This window comes from Streptomyces crystallinus, from assembly GCF_039521265.1.
Taxonomy (GTDB): Bacteria; Actinomycetota; Actinomycetes; order Streptomycetales; family Streptomycetaceae; genus Streptomyces; species Streptomyces crystallinus.
Genome location: NZ_BAAACA010000037.1, coordinates 74,617 through 91,012, shown reverse-complemented (window position 1 = coordinate 91,012; position 16,396 = coordinate 74,617). Strand labels below are relative to the sequence as shown.

The 16,396-nt window shown below is 71.9% G+C and carries 15 protein-coding genes; 8 read left to right on the top strand and 7 right to left on the bottom strand.

From position 1 onward, the window contains the following. Window positions 1-10 precede the first annotated feature (10 nt). Window positions 11-1,708 (bottom strand): bifunctional 3'-5' exonuclease/DNA polymerase, encoded by a 1,698-nt coding sequence (locus ABD236_RS25690; RefSeq protein WP_344077323.1) that lies wholly within the window; start codon window positions 1,706-1,708, stop codon window positions 11-13. Window positions 1,709-2,012: 304 nt separating this feature from the next. Here ABD236_RS25690 and ABD236_RS25685 point away from each other — a divergent pair, with 304 nt between their 5' ends. From ABD236_RS25685 to ABD236_RS25675, 3 genes are all read left to right on the top strand, one after another. Further along, window positions 2,013-2,222, top strand: coding sequence for a hypothetical protein (locus ABD236_RS25685; RefSeq protein ID WP_344077321.1), 210 nt, complete (start codon window positions 2,013-2,015; stop codon window positions 2,220-2,222). Further along, entirely contained in the window at window positions 2,219-3,358 is a 1,140-nt protein-coding gene (locus tag ABD236_RS25680; RefSeq protein ID WP_344077319.1) for a DUF2786 domain-containing protein, read from the top strand. Before ABD236_RS25685 ends, ABD236_RS25680 begins: the two co-directional genes overlap by 4 nt. A 587-nt stretch (window positions 3,359-3,945) precedes the next feature. Then, complete coding sequence (locus ABD236_RS25675) at window positions 3,946-6,051, top strand: FUSC family protein (protein ID WP_344077317.1); 2,106 nt, start codon at window positions 3,946-3,948, stop codon at window positions 6,049-6,051. Between the two features lie 94 nt (window positions 6,052-6,145). Here ABD236_RS25675 and ABD236_RS25670 read toward each other — a convergent pair whose 3' ends face one another. After that, the gene (locus ABD236_RS25670) at window positions 6,146-6,649 is read right to left on the bottom strand and encodes a hypothetical protein (protein ID WP_344077315.1); all 504 of its coding nucleotides are present in this window, start codon (window positions 6,647-6,649) and stop codon (window positions 6,146-6,148) included. 240 nt (window positions 6,650-6,889) lie between these two features. Between ABD236_RS25670 and ABD236_RS25665 the strand changes: the two genes are divergently transcribed. Further along, window positions 6,890-7,129 (top strand): DUF397 domain-containing protein, encoded by a 240-nt coding sequence (locus ABD236_RS25665; protein WP_180357232.1) that lies wholly within the window; start codon window positions 6,890-6,892, stop codon window positions 7,127-7,129. Between the two features lie 83 nt (window positions 7,130-7,212). Here ABD236_RS25665 and ABD236_RS25660 read toward each other — a convergent pair whose 3' ends face one another. Further along, complete coding sequence (locus ABD236_RS25660; RefSeq protein ID WP_344077314.1) at window positions 7,213-7,716, bottom strand: ATP-binding protein; 504 nt, start codon at window positions 7,714-7,716, stop codon at window positions 7,213-7,215. Between the two features lie 311 nt (window positions 7,717-8,027). Between ABD236_RS25660 and ABD236_RS25655 the strand changes: the two genes are divergently transcribed. The 3 genes from ABD236_RS25655 (at window position 8,028) to ABD236_RS25645 (ending at window position 11,139) form a co-directional block, all read left to right on the top strand. Further along, window positions 8,028-8,891, top strand: a complete 864-nt coding sequence (locus tag ABD236_RS25655) for a helix-turn-helix domain-containing protein (protein ID WP_344077312.1) — start codon at window positions 8,028-8,030, stop codon at window positions 8,889-8,891. Between the two features lie 122 nt (window positions 8,892-9,013). Continuing rightward, window positions 9,014-10,471 carry an aldehyde dehydrogenase family protein gene (locus ABD236_RS25650; protein WP_344077309.1) on the top strand — a complete coding sequence of 486 codons (1,458 nt, stop codon included), beginning with the start codon at window positions 9,014-9,016 and terminating at the stop codon, window positions 10,469-10,471. A 50-nt stretch (window positions 10,472-10,521) separates the two neighbouring features. Next, window positions 10,522-11,139 carry a PadR family transcriptional regulator gene (locus ABD236_RS25645; protein ID WP_344077306.1) on the top strand — a complete coding sequence of 206 codons (618 nt, stop codon included), beginning with the start codon at window positions 10,522-10,524 and terminating at the stop codon, window positions 11,137-11,139. A gap of 196 nt (window positions 11,140-11,335) precedes the next feature. Here the strand turns inward: ABD236_RS25645 and gad are convergent, their stop codons facing one another. Then, on the bottom strand, window positions 11,336-12,766 hold the full coding sequence (gad, locus tag ABD236_RS25640; RefSeq protein WP_344077304.1) for a glutamate decarboxylase: 1,431 nt from the start codon (window positions 12,764-12,766) through the stop codon (window positions 11,336-11,338). Between the two features lie 12 nt (window positions 12,767-12,778). Then, a complete protein-coding gene (locus tag ABD236_RS25635) occupies window positions 12,779-13,144 on the bottom strand; it encodes a YbjQ family protein (RefSeq protein ID WP_344077302.1) in 366 nt (121 codons plus the stop codon). A gap of 171 nt (window positions 13,145-13,315) precedes the next feature. Between ABD236_RS25635 and ABD236_RS25630 the strand changes: the two genes are divergently transcribed. Continuing rightward, window positions 13,316-14,002 (top strand): DedA family protein, encoded by a 687-nt coding sequence (locus tag ABD236_RS25630; RefSeq protein WP_344077300.1) that lies wholly within the window; start codon window positions 13,316-13,318, stop codon window positions 14,000-14,002. A 37-nt stretch (window positions 14,003-14,039) separates the two neighbouring features. On the opposite strand, the gene ABD236_RS25625 is transcribed toward ABD236_RS25630, so the two are convergent. Together ABD236_RS25625 and ABD236_RS25620 are read right to left on the bottom strand one after the other, a co-directional pair. Continuing rightward, the gene (locus ABD236_RS25625; RefSeq protein ID WP_344077298.1) at window positions 14,040-15,737 is read right to left on the bottom strand and encodes a threonine/serine exporter family protein; all 1,698 of its coding nucleotides are present in this window, start codon (window positions 15,735-15,737) and stop codon (window positions 14,040-14,042) included. Between the two features lie 71 nt (window positions 15,738-15,808). Then, the gene (locus ABD236_RS25620) at window positions 15,809-16,303 is read right to left on the bottom strand and encodes an inorganic diphosphatase (protein WP_101389400.1); all 495 of its coding nucleotides are present in this window, start codon (window positions 16,301-16,303) and stop codon (window positions 15,809-15,811) included. Window positions 16,304-16,396 lie beyond the last annotated feature (93 nt).

Below are 16,396 nucleotides of genomic sequence, written 5' to 3'. Positions count from 1 at the left end.
CGCGGGCGCGTTACTTGGCGTCCGAGTACCGCTCCACCACCGCTGTAGTGAACGGGAAGCGCACCGGGGTCTCCCCGAAGGCGATCCGGCCGGCCAGGGCGCTCGCGGTGCGGATGGCCCGCACCACCTCGGGGGCCTCGGCCTCGGGACAGTGGACGATGACCTCGTCGTGCTGGAAGAAGACCAGCTCCGCCCGCATTCCGGCGGTCGCGAGCTCCTGGCGCAGCGCGGCGAGCAGCAGCAGGGCCCAGTCGGCGGCGCTGCCCTGGACGACGAAGTTGCGGGTGAAGCGGCCCCGGGCGCGCGCGTTGGTGGACGCGTATCCGGGGGTGAACTCCCCATTGAGGGAGGGAAGTTCGCCGCCGCCTTCCTGGGGGAGGCCCGCCTCACCGCCGTCGTCCGCTCCGGCGGCGGGCGGGCTGGTGCGGCCGAGCCAGGTCCGTACGAGACGGCCCTCCTCACCCGCCTTCGCGGCGTCGTCCACATAGGCCACGGCACGGGGGAAGCGGCGGCGCAGGGCGGCGAGGTTCTTGAGGCCGTCGCCGGAGGTCTGACCGTAGATCGCGCCGAGCAGGGCCAGCTTGGCGTGGTCGCGGTCACCGGAGAAGGCGCGGTCGGAAAGGGAGGTGTAGAGATCGCCGTCGTGTCCGGCCACTTCCATCAGCCCCGGGTCGCGGGAGATGGCGGCGAGCACCCGGGGCTCCATCTGGTCGGCGTCGGCCACCACCAGGCGCCAGCCCTCGTCGGCGACCACCGCCTGCCGGATGACCTTGGGAATCTGGAGCGCGCCGCCGCCGTTGGCGGTCCAGCGGCCGCTGACCGTACCGCCCGGGATGTACTCGGGGCGGAAGCGGCCGTCGCGCACCCAGTCGTGCAGCCAGCTCCAGCCGTGCGCGGTCCAGATGCGGTAGAGCTTCTTGTACGCGATCAGCGGGGCCACCGCCGGATGGTCGATCTCCTCCAGGGCCCAGCGGCGGGTGGAGGTGATCCGGACGCCCGCCTCGGCGAACGCCTTGATGACGTCGGCGGGCAGATCGGGCCGGACCCGGCGGCCGAAAGCGGCGGACACCTCGTCCGCGAGCTCGGCCAGCCGGCGGGGCTCGCCGCCGCCCGCGTACCGCTCGCCGAGCAGGTCGTGGAGCAGGGCGCGGTGGACGTCCGCGCGCCAGGGCAGGCCCGCCCGGTTCATCTCGGCGGCCACCAGCGTTCCGGCCGACTCGGAGGCGGTGAGCAGACGCATCCGGCCGGGGTGCTCGGCCTTCTCGTGCCGGCGCTGCTGCTCCGCGTACACCTCGACCAGGGCTTCGAGGGGCAGCGAGGTGCCGCTCGACGGTTCGAAGAGGGAGGACTGACGGCTCGGCTCGGCGGATCGGGCGGGTGGATCCGGCGGTACGGGGAGGTGGTGCAGCCGGGCCAGGGCGGCGGCGGCCGAGCGGGGCTCGCCGAGGCGGCCCTCGTGGCCTAGGAGGAGCAGCTCGGCGGCCTCGATGTCGTAACAGCGCTCGACGCGGACGCCCGCGGCGAGCAGGCGGGGGTAGATGTCGGCGGTGGAGCGCCACACCCAGCGCCCCACGCCCGGCCGCGACCGGACCGCCTCGGCCAGATCGGGCTCGTGCGCCACGGGGCCCTCGGGCAGCCCGTCCCGGCCGAGGGCGACGAGCCGCGCCCCGCCGTCCTCGGTGGGGTCCACCGCCCACTTCTCGTCCACGAGTGCGAGTGTGGCACCGGGCACTGACAACGGCGCTCGGCGACGCGGCCGAGGAGTTCGTGCAGGTCGGCCGTGTCGGGAGTGGCGACGGCCAGGTCGGGGCCGCCGAGGGCACGGGGGCCGGCCAGGGGAGCCGTGAGGTGGCCGTCCGGGCCGGGAGGGGCGAGGGCCCCAGGGGAAGCGGCGCACAGGGCGACGCACGGAGTGACGCACCGGGTGGCTGACGAGCGGTGCGGTTCGTGGATGTGTTCGGTAACTGCGACCATCGTGTGCGTTCGGCACGCGCGCGTAAGGAGACACTTCGATGTCAGTGGGGCACACGGAGGTGACCGCCCCCGGGAGCGGGCGGGTGATCACCGATCCCGTGATCAGCTGCGAGACCCCGCAGGACGAGTACGAGGTGACCGAGAGGGGCCACAGCCTCACCTATCTGGTGAAGGCCCGCGCGGACCGGTCGATCGGCCACCGCGACGCGATCGCCCGGGCCCGCCGGGACTGGGACGCGGCACGGTGACGACGGTCGAGCGGGCGCTGGCGGCCGCGCTGTACGCCGAGTCGGACGCGGATCTGGACACCGGCGCCTCGCTGCTCGCCGCCGACCCGTCCGCCGACGCCGAGCTCGCGCTGCGCGGGCAGGAGCTGATCGGGCGAGCGTGGGAGCGGGGCTGGCAGCCGGCCGATGTCGTACGGATGGTCCGGCGCGAGCTGGCGGAGCCGCACCTGCGGCTGGTGGCGGAGCTCGTCTTCGTACAGCTGAAGCGGTACGAGCGGCTGCCGGCGCGCTGGGCCGCGCAGTGCGAGGCACTCGCGGAGGACGTCCGCGAGAGCGGCGTACGGCCGGAGGACCGCTTCACGCGCGCGACGACGGTGCTCGAGCTGTACCGGCTGCTGCTGCGGCTGCCCGCGATCGAGCCGGTGGGGCCGGTGCCGGGAGCGCCCGTGCAGCTGCCGCCGGCGCACGGTGAGCCGAAGGCGCTGACGCGGATCCGGGGGCTGCTGGCCAAGGCGGAGGCGACGGAGTTCCCGCAGGAGGCGGAGGCGCTGAGTGCCAAGGCGCAGGAGCTGATGGCGCTGCACAGCATCGACGAGGCGGTGCTGGCGGGGGCGGAGCGCCGGGGGGATGCGCCCGGGGCGTGCCGGATCGGGGTGGACGCGCCGTACGAGACGGCCAAGGCGATCCTGCTCGACGCGGTCGCCTCGGCCAATCACTGCCGGGCGGTGTGGAACGGGGAGTTCGGCTTCTCCACGGTCGTGGGGTTCGAGGCCGACCTGGAGGTGGTCGAGCTGCTGTACACCTCGCTGCTGGTGCAGGGGACTGCGGCGATGACGCGGGCGGAGGCGTTGCAGCGGGCGGGTGGACGTAAGCGGACGAAGACGTTCCGGCAGTCCTTCCTGCTGGCGTACGCGAACCGGCTGGGCGACCTGCTGTCGGCGACGGCCCGGGACGTGGAGTCCTCGGCCTCCGCCGACCTGCTGCCGGTGCTGGCCACGCGGGCGGTGGCGGTCGCGGGGCGGGCGGAGGAGATGTTTCCGCGGACGGTACGGACGCGGGTGCGGGGGGCGTCCGATGCGGCGGGGTGGGAGGGGGGTGTGGCTGCGGCGGATCGGGCTCGGCGGGGGGCTGGGGGGCGGGGGTTGCCACGGGGGTGACCCCGCCCGCGCCGAGGGCTGCGCCCGGCCGCACCCCGGTTTGGCTGCCGGGGCTGGGGCGAGGGCCGCGGCCCCCTCTACCCCGGTTTGGCTGCCGGGGCTAGGCCGAGGGCCGCGGCGCCCTTCACCCCGGTTTGCCTGCCGGCGCGGGCTTTCCGCACCCCACCCCACCCCTTCCCGAAAGCCCTCTGGCGGGCGGCCGGGCTGTCACCTGCGGGCCGGTGGCGGGTTGAGCGCGCAGTTCCCCGCGCCCCTGAAGCCCTCGTTCGTCTGCGGACCGTGGTGGGCTGGTCGCGCAGTTCCCCGCGCCCCTGGAAACCCCCGTTCGTCTGCGGGCCGTGGCCGGTTGCTCGCGCAGTTCCCCGCGCCCCTAAAGGCCAAGCCTGGTGGCTGAGCTGGGTTTCCCGGCCGGGCCCAACCCCTCAGGGGCGCGGGGAACTGCGCGGCCAGCCACCCACACAGCCGCAGACAAAGACCGGGCACAAAAAGGGGCGCGGGGAACTGCGCGGCCAGCACGCCCCAGGAAAACCCCCCGCCCCCGGAGGGTTAGGGGAAGGGGCGGGGTGGGGCTGGATACGCTCGGGCGTATGGGCTGGCTCACCGCCATGAGAGGGACCGCCCGTTCGGGCCTGAGCATCGAGCGGCGGCGGCTCGAACCCGCCGTCGCGCTGCGCGGCGCCACCGGCCTCGCCCTCGTCGTCGGCGTCAGCCTCGTCACCCTCGGCCCCACCGCCGCCGTGAGCTCCGCGTTCGGCGCGTTCCAGGCCGCCATCGCCACGTTCCAGCGCAGCTGGCGTCCCCGCCCGGTGCTGGCGCTGGCGTCGGGCGCCAGTCTCGCGATCTCGACCTTCCTCGGCTACCTGGTCGGCGCCCACTCCCCGTTCTTCCTGGCCCTGCTCGCGCTGTGGACGTTCGTCGCGGGGCTGGCCTGGGCCGTCGGCCCCACCGCCGGGATCATCGCCTCCTCCAACGTGGCGATCATGCTGGTCACCGTCACCCTGCCCACCTCGATCGCCGCCGCCGCCGGGCACGCGGCGATGATCGCCGTGGGGGGCGTCGTGCAGGCGGCCCTCGTCGTCCTCGTCCCCATCCGCCGCTGGGGCGCCCAGCGCGACGCGCTCGCGGACGCCCTCGCCGCCGTGGCCGACTACGCCCGGCGGCTGCGGCACGACCCCCGCGCCCCGTTCGACCCGGAGCCCCTGATGACCGCCCGCCTCGCCGCCGCCGTCACGCCCCGGGAGGCCCGGCGCCGCCCGGCGGAGCTGCGCGGGTCGAGGGGTGTGGCCGAGCGGATCCGGCCGGTCCTCGCCTCCCTCGCGGACCCCGCGCTCGGCGTCCCGGAGGAGGGCCCCGAGCGCGACCGGGTGCGTGAACTGCTCGGCGCCGCCGCCTCCGTACTGGACGCGGCGGCCCGCGCGATCCGGCACGGCCAGGCCGTCCGCGTACCGCCGCCCGCCGAGGCGGCCCTGCGCACCCCCGACACCGGCGCGATCCTCACCGGGCCCGCCCTGCGCGCCGCCACCCGGCTGACCGCACTGCTCGGCGACGTCATGGAGACGGCCGAGGGCACCGGCGGCGGGAGCGCCGAGCCGTTGCTGCGGCCCACCCTGCCCCGGCTCGTCCCGCTGGCCCTCGCCGCCATGCGCCGAGAGCTCGGCCGTCGCGACTCCCCGGTCTTCCGGCACGCGGTCCGGGTCTGCGCGGTCGCCGCCGTCGGCTACCTCCTCGGCAAGGCGCTGCCCCTGGGCCACGCCTACTGGGCGCCGATGGCCGCGGTCATGGTGATGCGCCCCGACTTCTCCCAGACGTACTCCCGCGCGGTCGCCCGCTTCGGCGGGACCCTCGTCGGCGTGGCCCTCGCCACCGCGATCGTCCAGCTCACCCACCCCGGCCCCGGCCTGTCGGCCGCGCTGGCGGTGCTCTGCGCGTTCCTGATGTACCTGCTGATGCGTACGGGATACGCGGCGGCCAGCGCGTGTGTCTCCGCGTACGTGGTCTTCCTGCTCGGCACCGGCGGCCTCCAGTGGACCCAGACCGCCCCCGACCGGGTGCTGCTCACCCTGCTCGGCGGACTGCTCGCGATGGCGGCGTACGCGCTGTACCCGGCGTGGGAGACACCCCGGCTGCGTACCCGGCTCGCGGACTGGCTGGCCGCCTGCGGGCGGTACGCGGCGGCCGTCACCGACCGTTACGCCGACCCCGCCGGGTCCGCCGAGGAGGTCCGCCGGGCGCTGCTCGACACCCGTGCGGCCCGGGTCGCCTGGCAGGAGGCCCTGGACCGGGCCACCCACGAGCCGGTACGCCACCGGGGGCTGTCCAGGGCTGCGGCCGAGGGCGCCGGAGAGGCGGTCGGCCATCTCGGCCGGATCGCGATGCTGATGGAGGCGCACGTCCCCGAGCGCGGCGCGCCCCCCGTCCCGGCCGCGGCCGAGTTCGCCGGGGCGCTGCGCCGCGCCACCGAGCGCGGGGCGAAGGCCGTGCGGGAGCGACGGGTGCCGGAGTGGGGCGAGGTGGCGCGGGCGCTGGCCGCGTGGGACGCCGGGGCGGGCCCCGACCGGTCCGACCGCGTGGTGCGCAAGGGGGCGGGGCTGCTGCTCCGCTGCCTGGACGACCTCTCGGACGCGCTCGCCCCGGCCGCCCCGCCGATGGCCGTCACGGACAGCGGTCCGCCGTCCCGCAGGGAGTCGGCCTGACGGCGAGGCATGACGTCAGAGCGGGTCACGACCCGTAAAGGAAGCTCACGGCAGGTCAGTGAGCGGGAGCCGGCAGGTCAGGGGGCTCAGCAGGTCAGGGAGTCGGCAGGCCCGCGGTCGGGAGCGCGGTCGGCAGCTTGCCGTCCAGCTGCGACTTGGTGAAGGTGTCGGTCGTCCCGCCCTCCCACCTCACCGTGAGGGTCTTGCCGTCCGCGCTCAGCGAGGGCATGCCCGCCGCGCGGTCGGTGTTCCCGTCGGCACACTTCAGCTCGATCATCGCCATGCCGTTGTCGCTGACCGTGCCGCTGCACGTGTGTTCGCCGCCGAGCGCCACGGTCGTCCCGCTGATGACCAGGGCGGTGGGCTTGCCCTGGAGGACGGCCGCCCAGGCTCCGGCGATGTCCTTGGCCGCCACCTTGCCGCCGCCGCTGCTCCCGTTGCCGGAGCCGCCGCTCGCGCTGGGGCTCGCGCTCTGCCCGGTGGCGCCGGCGCTCTTGTCCTTGGGCTTGCCGCCGTCGTCCGAGCTGGAGCACCCGGCCAGGGCGAGACAGCCGGCGAGTGCCACGGCGCCCGCTCCGATACGTACCTGCCTGCGCACTGCGAAATCCCCTTGCCTCGACGGTTTCCGGACGCGACAAGCTACCAGCGCGTGAACCAGGGGGACGTGAGACGCGTCTATACCCAGTGGACGAGTAGTCCAACCCGGTGGAATGCCTGTAACGGCCCGAGTACCGCGCGTGCACGTGCATATGCTCATGCAGGCGCACATGAACACGGCTATGATCCGGGGCAGTTGACCTTTCACAGATGTACGTCTGCACATCCCCCGGGAGCGACCTTGCACCACGCGTACAACGGCATGGCGGCAACAGAGCTTCAGGGTGTCGTCTGGCAGAAGAGCCGTCACAGCAACTCGCAGGGGACCTGCGTGGAGTTCGCGCGGCTGCCGGGCGGAAGGGTCGCCGTCCGCAACTCGACGTTTCCGGACGGCCCGGCGCTGGTCTACACGCGCGCGGAGATCGAGGCGATGCTCCTCGGCGTCAAGGACGGCGAGTTCGACCACCTGATCACCGACTGAGCACCCGGCGACCACGCCGCCCCCGGACACGCGAACGGGCCCCCATCCAGGGGGCCCTCATGCCGTACGGGGGTGGAGCGTCGTCAGTCGGCCGGCTGGAGGCGGAACAAGGCCCAGACCACCTTGCCGCTCAGCGTGCCGGTGAGCGGGTGCCAGCCCCAGGAGTCGCTGAACGAGTCCACCAGGAACAGGCCGCGCCCCGACTCCGCGTCGCAGTCGTCCGAGCCGGGCGAGGACGGGCTGTCCACACTGGGGTCGCGCACCGCGCACACCAGCCGGCTGGTCCAGCGCATCAGATGCAGCCGCACCGGCGGCGCGTCGCTCTCCCGGACGGTGTCGGCGGGCAGCGCGTGCCGCAGGGCGTTGGTGACGAGCTCCGAGACGACCAGGGCCACCTCGTCGAAGCGCTCCGACAGCTCCCACTGGCCGAGGGTCTTCTTGGTGAACTGGCGGGCCCCGCGCACGGCTTCGAAGCGGGCGGGCAGCGCGCACGACGCGGAACTGGCCACGGCGGACGGGTCGATGGGAGGGAGGGCCTGCCTTAAAGGCTCCAACGGCTCCAGCATGGTCGATCCATTCGTCCCCATGCGAGGCACTCCCGGGATTCGCGGCCGTGGCGGTACAGGCGAACGTGGCGTACAGCAGAACAGAACGCTAGGCACAGCAGGACACAAGACGAGCACGCAGGTGCGCGGGGACCATGGTTCCGAATGCCCGCTCCTGATGCAAGGGCAGATGCACGTGCACGTGCCAGACCTGTCCAACCCCGTGGTGATTGTTGCTCATTTCTTCCCGCGGCCGATTTCAGAGCTTGACCATTTCCGTAATCGATTGAGTACGGGGTGAAGCGTTTTGGTGGCAGACTGCCGTGCACCGTCGGTTGGGGAGGGACAGCGAAGTGACCGCAGGAGAGTCGAGCGGGTCGGTGGTCCGGCGCATTCTGCTGGGCTCACAGCTCAGGCGCCTGCGCGAGTCCCGGGGCATCACCCGTGAGGCTGCCGGGTATTCGATCAGGGCGTCGGAGTCGAAGATCAGTCGTATGGAGTTGGGGCGGGTGAGCTTCAAGGCAAGGGACGTCGAAGACCTGCTGACGCTCTACGGGGTCACCGACGACGCCGAGCGCGCGTCGCTCCTGGGGCTCGCGAAAGAGGCCAACATCGCGGGCTGGTGGCACAGTTACGGCGATGTGCTGCCCGGCTGGTTCCAGACGTACATCGGTCTGGAGGGCGCGGCCTCGCTGATCCGGATCTATGAAGTGCAGTTCGTCCACGGCCTGTTGCAGACCGAGGCGTACGCCCAAGCGGTCGTGAGGCGCGGTATGCCCAACGGCTCGAACGCGGAGATCGACCGCCGGGTCGCGCTGCGCCTGGAGCGCCAGAAGGCGCTGGTGTCCGAGCGCGCGCCGAGGTTCCACGCGGTCCTGGACGAGGCGGCGCTGCGCCGCCCGTACGGCGAACGGGAGGTGATGCGCGGCCAGTTGAAGCACCTCATCGAGGTGTCCGAGCAGCCGAACGTGACCCTCCAGGTGATGCCGTTCAGCTTCGGCGGCCACGCGGGCGAGAGCGGGGCGTTCACCCTGCTGCGCTTCCCCGAGTCCGACCTCTCCGACATCGTCTATCTGGAGCAGCTCACGAGCTCCCTCTATCTGGACAAGCCGGAGGAGGTCGCCCAGTACGACCGGGCGATGGAACGCCTCCAGAAGGACAGCCCGGGACCCGAGGAGAGCCGCGATCTTCTCCGTGGACTACTCCAACTCATCTGATACGTCAGTACGATGACGTCACATCAGGATTGTGTACCGGAAGCGGGGGACACAGTGGACGCGACGAAGAACACGTTCGCGACGGACACGGTGGCGGCGCAGTGGCAGCAGTAAGGGATGGCATGTCCTTCTTCACCGACCTGGCCCACCAGTACATCGACGGCGAGTGGCGCACCGGCAGCGGGTCGTGGGACATCATCGACTTCGATCCGTACAACGGGGAGAAGCTCGCGGCCATCACGGTCGCCACGGTGGACGAGGTCGACGAGGCCTATCGCGCGGCCGAGCGCGCCCAGGCCGGCTGGGGTGAGACCAACCCGTACAGCCGAAGACTGGTCTTCGAGCGCGCGCTGCGGATCACCGAGGAGCGCGAGTCGGAGATCATCGAGGCGATCGTCACCGAGCTGGGCGGCACCCGCCTCAAGGCCGGGTACGAGGTGCACCTCGCCAAGGAGTTCCTGCGCGAGGCGATACAGCTGGCGATACGGCCGGAGGGCCGTATCCTGCCGTCGCCCGTCGACGGCAAGGAGAACCGCGTCTACCGGCTGCCGGTCGGCGTGGTCGGGGTGATCAGCCCCTTCAACTTCCCCTTCCTGGTGACGCTCAAGTCGGTGGCGCCGGCCCTGGCGCTGGGCAACGCGGTGGTGATCAAGCCGAACCAGAACGCGCCGGTGGTCGGCGGCGGGCTGATCGCCAAGATCTTCGAGGACGCGGGCCTGCCCGCCGGGCTGCTGAACGTGCTGGTCACGGATATCGCCGAGATAGGCGACGCGCTGATAGAGCACCCGGTCCCCAAGGTCATATCCTTCGCGGGCTCCGACCGCACCGGCCGTCATGTGGCCGCCGTCGCGGGGAGCCACTTCAAACGGGCCATCCTGGAGCTGAGCGGCAACAGCGCGCTGGTGGTCCTGGACGACGCGGACATCGACTACGCGGTCGAGGCGGCGGTTTTCAGCCGATTCGTCTACCAGGGCCAGGTCTGTATGGCCGCCAACCGGGTCCTGGTGGACCGCAGCATCGAGCAGAAGTTCACCGAGAAGTTCTGCGCCCGCGTGGCCGCCCTGAAGACCGGCGACCCGGCGGACCCGGCCACCGACATCGGCCCGGTCATCAACAGCTTCCAGGCGGAAGCGCTCACTTCGCTGGTCGACCAGGCCCTCGCCGAGGGCGCCACCGCGCTGGTACGGGGCCGTACGCGCGGCAGTCTGGTCGAGCCGACCGTGCTGACCGGGCTGCCCGAGGACTCCCCGCTGCTGCGCCAGGAGATCTTCGGCCCGGTGGTGCTGCTGCTCTCCTTCGACGGCGAGGAGGAGGCGGTACGGATGGCCAACGACAGCCCGTACGGCCTCAGCGGCGCCGTCCACACCGGCAACGTGGAGCGGGGGGTGCGCTTCGCCAAGCGGATCGTCACCGGGATGATCCACGTCAACGACTCGACCATCCAGGACGAGCCGCTGGTGTCGTTCGGCGGCGAGAAGTACTCCGGGCTCGGGCGGCTGAACGGCGACTCGACCATCGAGGCCTTCACCACCCAGAAGTGGATCTCGGTGCAGCACGGGAGGAGCCTCTTCCCGTTCTGAGCGACCAGCTGGTTGCTCTCGCGAACGGCGGAGGTCATAGGCTGACGCGCATGTCAGCGATCCGACTCCTCGTCCTCGGCGCGATCCGCCAGCACGGCCGGGCGCACGGCTACCAGGTCCGCAACGACCTGGAGTACTGGGGCGCCCACGAGTGGTCCAACGCCAAGCCCGGCTCGATCTACCACGCCCTCAAACAGATGGCGAAGGAGGGCGTGCTGCACGCCCACGAGATCGCGCCGAGCACGGCGGGCGGTCCGCCGCGCACCGAGTACGAGCTGACCGAGGCGGGGCGCGAGGAGTATCTGAAACTGCTGCGCGCGGCGCTGACCTCGTACGACCAGAAGATGGACATGCTCTCGGCGGCGATCGGCTTCATGGTCGACCTGCCGCGCTCGGAGGTGGTGGCGCTGCTGCGCGACCGCCTGGAGCGGCTGGCGGCCTGGCGCTCCCGGGTGACGGAGTACTACACCCCCGAGCAGGGCCCCGAGTCCCTGGGCCACATCGGCGAGATCATGAACATGTGGGTCCACTCGGCGGACGCGGAGGCGACGTGGACGGGGGGCCTGATCGCCAGGATCGAGGGCGGCGCGTACTGCTTCGCGGGCGAGGGGGAGCCGTTCGTGGGGATCCTGGCGGACGGCGAGGAGAACCCGTACGACGGGGAGTGAGCGGGGCAGTGCGCTTGTCTGCGGGCCGGTGGTGGGCTGGTCGCGCAGTTCCCCGCGCCCCTGAGGGGTCGGGGGCCGCTGCAACGGGTGCGCGCAGCCCAGATGCCTCAGGGGCGCGGGGAACTGCGCGAGCAACCACGCACGATCCGCAGTCGCACACGGCGCCCAGCCAGAACGGCGCCGCACCCCGCCCCACTCAGTGGTGGAACGCCGTCGCCTCCGACTCATCACGCCCCAGCGGCGACGACTGCCGCCGCAACTCCGGTAGCAACCGCCCCAGATCCTCCACCAGCATCCCCGCCAGGTCCGACGAGAACCCGTTCCGGCACACCACCCGCAGCACCGACAGGTCCTCGCGCTGCGGTGGGAAGGTGTACGCCGGGACCAGCCAGCCCCGCTCCCGAAGCCGCCGCGACACGTCGAACACGTCGAACCGCTTCACCTCCGGCGCCGTCGTGAACGCGAACACCGGCAGCTCGTTCCCGCGCGTGAGCAGCCGGAAGTCGCCCAGCGCCTCGATGTGCCCGGCCAGTGTGCGCGCCACGTCACGGGTGGTCTGCTGCACCGCCCGGAACCCTTCCCGGCCCAGCCGCAGGAACGTGTAGTACTGCGCCACCACCTGCGCCCCCGGCCGGGAGAAGTTCAGCGCGAAGGTGGGCATGTCGCCGCCCAGGTAGTTCACCCGGAAGACCAGCTCCTCCGGGAGCTCCCGCGCCGAGCGCCACAGCGCCCACCCGACGCCCGGGTACACCAGCCCGTACTTGTGCCCGGAGGTGTTGATCGAGGCGACCCTGGGCAGCCGGAAGTCCCACACCAGGTCCTCGTCCAGGAAGGGCGCCACCATCGCCCCCGAGGCCCCGTCGACATGGACCGGCACGTCAAGGCCCGTACGCTCCTGCAACGCGTCGAGGGCCGCGCAGAGTTCCGCGATCGGCTCGTACGATCCGTCGAAGGTGGAGCCGAGGATCCCGACCACGCCGATGGTGTTCTCGTCGCAGAGCTCGGCCGCCGCCTGCGGGTCGAGGTGGAAGCGGTCGCCCTCCATCGGGACCTGGCGCGCCTCGACCTCCCAGAAGGCGCAGAACTTCTCCCAGCAGACCTGGACGTTGACGCCCATCACCAGGTTCGGCACCGCGTCCCGCCCCGGATAGCGGTCCGCGTTCCGCTTCGCCCAGCGCCGCTTGAGCGCCATCCCGGCGAGCATGCACGCCTCGCTGGAGCCCGTCGTCGAGCAGCCCACCGCCCCGGCCGGGTCCGGCGCGTGCCACAGGTCCGCGAGCATCGCCACACAGCGCCGCTCCAGCTCGGCGGTGCGCGGGTACTCGTCCTTGTCGATCATGTTCTTGTCCCGGCACTCCGCCATCAGCACCGCCGCCTGCGGCTCCATCCAGGTGGTGACGAAGGTGGCCAGATTGAGCCGGGAGTTGCCGTCCAGCATCAGTTCGTCGTGGACGAGCTGGTACGCCGTGGAGGGGGCCAGCGGCCGGTCCGGCAGCCGGTGCCGGGGCGGCGCCGAGGTCATGGAGCCGACCGGGTCGGCCTCCCCGTAGAACGGGTTGAGGGCGAGCCGCCCCTGGTCCTTCCCGTGCTCGTGCGCCTTCTTGTCGCCGCCCTGGTGCAGTGCCATGGCCGTCCCGCCTCAGAGCTTGGTGATCACGACGGCCGTTCCGTACGCACAGACCTCCGTCCCGACGTCGGCGGCCTCCGTGACGTCGAACCGCATCATGAGGACGGCGTTCGCCCCACGCGCGCGTGCCTGCTCGACGAGCCGCTCCATGGCCTGGTTGCGGGTCTGCACCAGCGTCTTGGTCAGCCCCTTCAGCTCGCCGCCGATCATGGACTTCAGCCCGGCGCCGATCTGGCTGCCGAGGTGCCGTGAGCGCACGGTCAGGCCGAAGACCTCGCCGATGACCTGCTGGACCTGATAGCCGGGTACGTCGTTCGTGGTCACGACCAGTACGTCGGACTGCGCGCCCTGTCCGCCGCCAAAATCCTCGATGCCCATCACGCCGCCTTCCTGGAGATCCTGGGACTCAGCTTCGTACCCGCCAGGGCACAGCGCATCCCCAGGAACCCGGTGGAACCTGGGGCGGGCCGGAGGCGTTGATAGCTTTGGCCCGTCAACGCGCGCTTACGCGCCCCCATCCCGACCCCTGACCCAGGAGCGCCGGAACCCGTGACCAACCTCGCACTCGGTCCGAGCTGGCTGGACCCCGACCAGCTGCTGTCGTCCTTCGGCCTGGCCGGTCTGCTGGTGATCGTCTTCGCCGAGTCCGGCCTGCTCATCGGCTTCTTCCTGCCGGGCGACTCGCTCCTGTTCACCACGGGTCTGCTGGTCACCAGCGGCAAGATCGACACCCCGCTGTGGCTGGTGTGCCTGGCGGTGGTGGCCGCCGCCGTCCTGGGCGACCAGGTGGGCTATCTGTTCGGCCGCAAGGTCGGCCCCTCGCTCTTCAACCGGCCGGACTCCAAGCTCTTCAAGCAGGAGAACGTGGAGAAGGCCCACGAGTTCTTCGAGAAGTACGGCCCGAAGTCGCTGGTGCTGGCCCGTTTCGTCCCCATCGTCCGGACGTTCACGCCGATCATCGCGGGCGTGAGCCGGATGAACTACCGCTCCTTCATCACGTACAACGTGATCGGCGGGACGCTGTGGGGCGCGGGCGTGACGCTGCTGGGCGCGGCGCTGGGCAATGTCGAGTTCGTGCACAAGAACATCGAGATGATGCTGGTCGCCATCGTGCTGATCTCGGTGATCCCGATCGCGATCGAGTTCCTGAGGGCCCGCTCCAAGGCGAAGAAGACGGGCCCGGGGCCCTCTTCGACGCCCCCCACCCAGCAGCGCAGGCGCCACGCGAAGCGCTGAGACCGGTCGAACACTTCGGCTAGAACCCGCGCGTCCGCTAGAACCCCCGCGTCCGCTTCGCCGCCTTCCGCGCCGCCCCCGGCGCCTTCAGGAACAGCCGGGACATCTCGCTCCCGAGGTTCACCCCGATCGCGATCGCCATCGCCAGGGCCGCCGCCTTGGCGATGTTGGCGAGCCCCTGGTCCCGGTGGTTCTGGGCGATCGCCAGCACCCCGAAGTACGTGGCGCTACCGGGCAGCAGCGGCCCGATCGCCGCCGTCACATACGGCAGCGCCGATGTGTTGCGGTAGCGCGCGACCAGCTGTCCGAACAGGCCGACAAGGCCCGCCGCCACCGCCGTCGCCATGATCGGCGACCCCTTCGCGGTGACCGCGATCGACGCGTAGATCACCCAGGCGACCCCGCCGTTCAGCGTCGCGATCCACACGGTGGACCGTTCCTGCTGGAGCAGGACGGCGAAGGTCAGACAGAGCGCCATCGACGCCAGCGTCTGGACCACCGGCCGCTCGATGGGGCTCAGCGCGCCCTCGGGGTTCAGCTTGGCGTCGACCTGGAGCCCCCCGTACAGCACGGTGAGGACACCGATCACGATCGCCACGAAGAAGTACGTGACCTCCAGGAGGCGGGCCGAGGCGGTGATGTAGAAGCCGGTCAGGCCGTCCTGTACGGCGGCCACCAGGGCCCGCCCGGGGATCAGCGCGAACAGGCCACCGGTGATGACCGCCGAGGGCCGCAGATCCCAGCCGAGCAGGCTGAGCGCCACGCCCATCGCGGCGGGCGGCATCGCGGCCACCACGAACTGGTAGAACTCGGGCAGCCCGCGCGCCGCGCAGAGCCAGGCGAGCCGGTCGCCGAGGATCGCGCCGGCCGCGGCCACCAGGAACACCGTCACACCGCCGCCGACCAGCACCGAGGCCGCCCCGGCGAGCACCCCGGCGGCGAGGGTGAGGACCCAGCCGGGGTACGGGTGCCGGTTGCGGCGGATCTCCGCGAGCCGCCGGTAGGCCTCTTCGAGGGTGACGTCGTGGTCCGAGCTGGTCATGTCCGTGACGAGCCGGTGCACGGCCGCGAGGCGCGTGTAGTCGGTGCCCCGGCGGCGTACCGTCCGGTTCGCCGTGACCGGGTCGTCCACAAGGGAGGGCTGGTGGGTGATGGAGAGCAGGGTGAAGGTCACCGTCGGCTCGCAGCGGTCCAGGCCGTAGCTGCGGCAGATCGCGAACATCGCCGCCTCGACGTCCTCCGCGCCCTCGCCGCCCGCCAGCAGCAGCTCGCCGATACGCAGCGTCAGGTCGAGCACGCGTGGCACGGCGGGCCCGGAGTCGTCGGTCTTCAGGGCCGTCTCCGGCACCGGCCGCTCGCCCACCGGCATCCGCAGCATGGTGCGCATCCGGTCCTGCCAGGGCGCGTCCTTGGAGAGCCGCACCAGCGGCAGCCCGGCGGTGGTGATCGTCGCGTGCGGCGCCTCGCGGGCCGAGTAGGTGCTGGGCGGCGCGAAGGCCGAGGCGGCCTGTTCGACCAGCGGCTCGGGCTCGGGCACCCCGGCCGGCAGCGCGAACTCGGAGGTCGGCGCGTCCTCCTCCAGGGGACCCGGCTGATCCACCCCGTCGGGAGCCGAGAAGGCGCTGCGCGCCTCGTCCGAGGGCTTGCGCTCCTCCGGCTCCTGCTGCTCAGGCACCTCTTGCCTCCCTCCAGTCCCTTCCGTACGCGTGCGTGTGCCCAGTATGTGGGTGATCATCAAGTCGTACGACAACGGGCGGCGCACCCCGGAAGGTGCACCGCCCGTCGTCGTACGGATTCAGGGGCGCGTCAGTGCGCGCCGCCCTGCGCCTCGAGGCGCTTGTAGGAGGCCTTGATCTCCTCCTCGGCCTCGGCGCGGCCGACCCAGTTGGCGCCCTCGACGGACTTGCCGGGCTCCAGGTCCTTGTAGACCTCGAAGAAGTGCTGGATCTCCAGGCGGTCGAACTCGGAGACGTGGTGGATGTCGCGCAGGTGCTCGACCCGGGGGTCGGACGCCGGCACGCAGAGCAGCTTGTCGTCGCCGCCCGCCTCGTCGGTCATACGGAACATGCCGATGGCGCGGCAGCGGATCAGGCAGCCCGGGAAGGTGGGCTCGTCCAGGATGACGAGCGCGTCCAGCGGGTCGCCGTCCTCGCCGAGGGTGTTCTCGACGAAGCCGTAGTCCGCCGGGTAGCTGGTCGAGGTGAAGAGCCGACGGTCCAGGCGGATCCGGCCGGTCTCGTGGTCCACCTCGTACTTGTTCCGCGAACCCTTCGGGATCTCGATGGTGACGTCGAACTCCACGGGTGGCTCTCCTCCATGATCAGCACATGCATTGGACGGTTCTGCGTCCCCCGGGCCGGGCCCGGGACACTCAGCCGGACGGGCCGCCGGTGC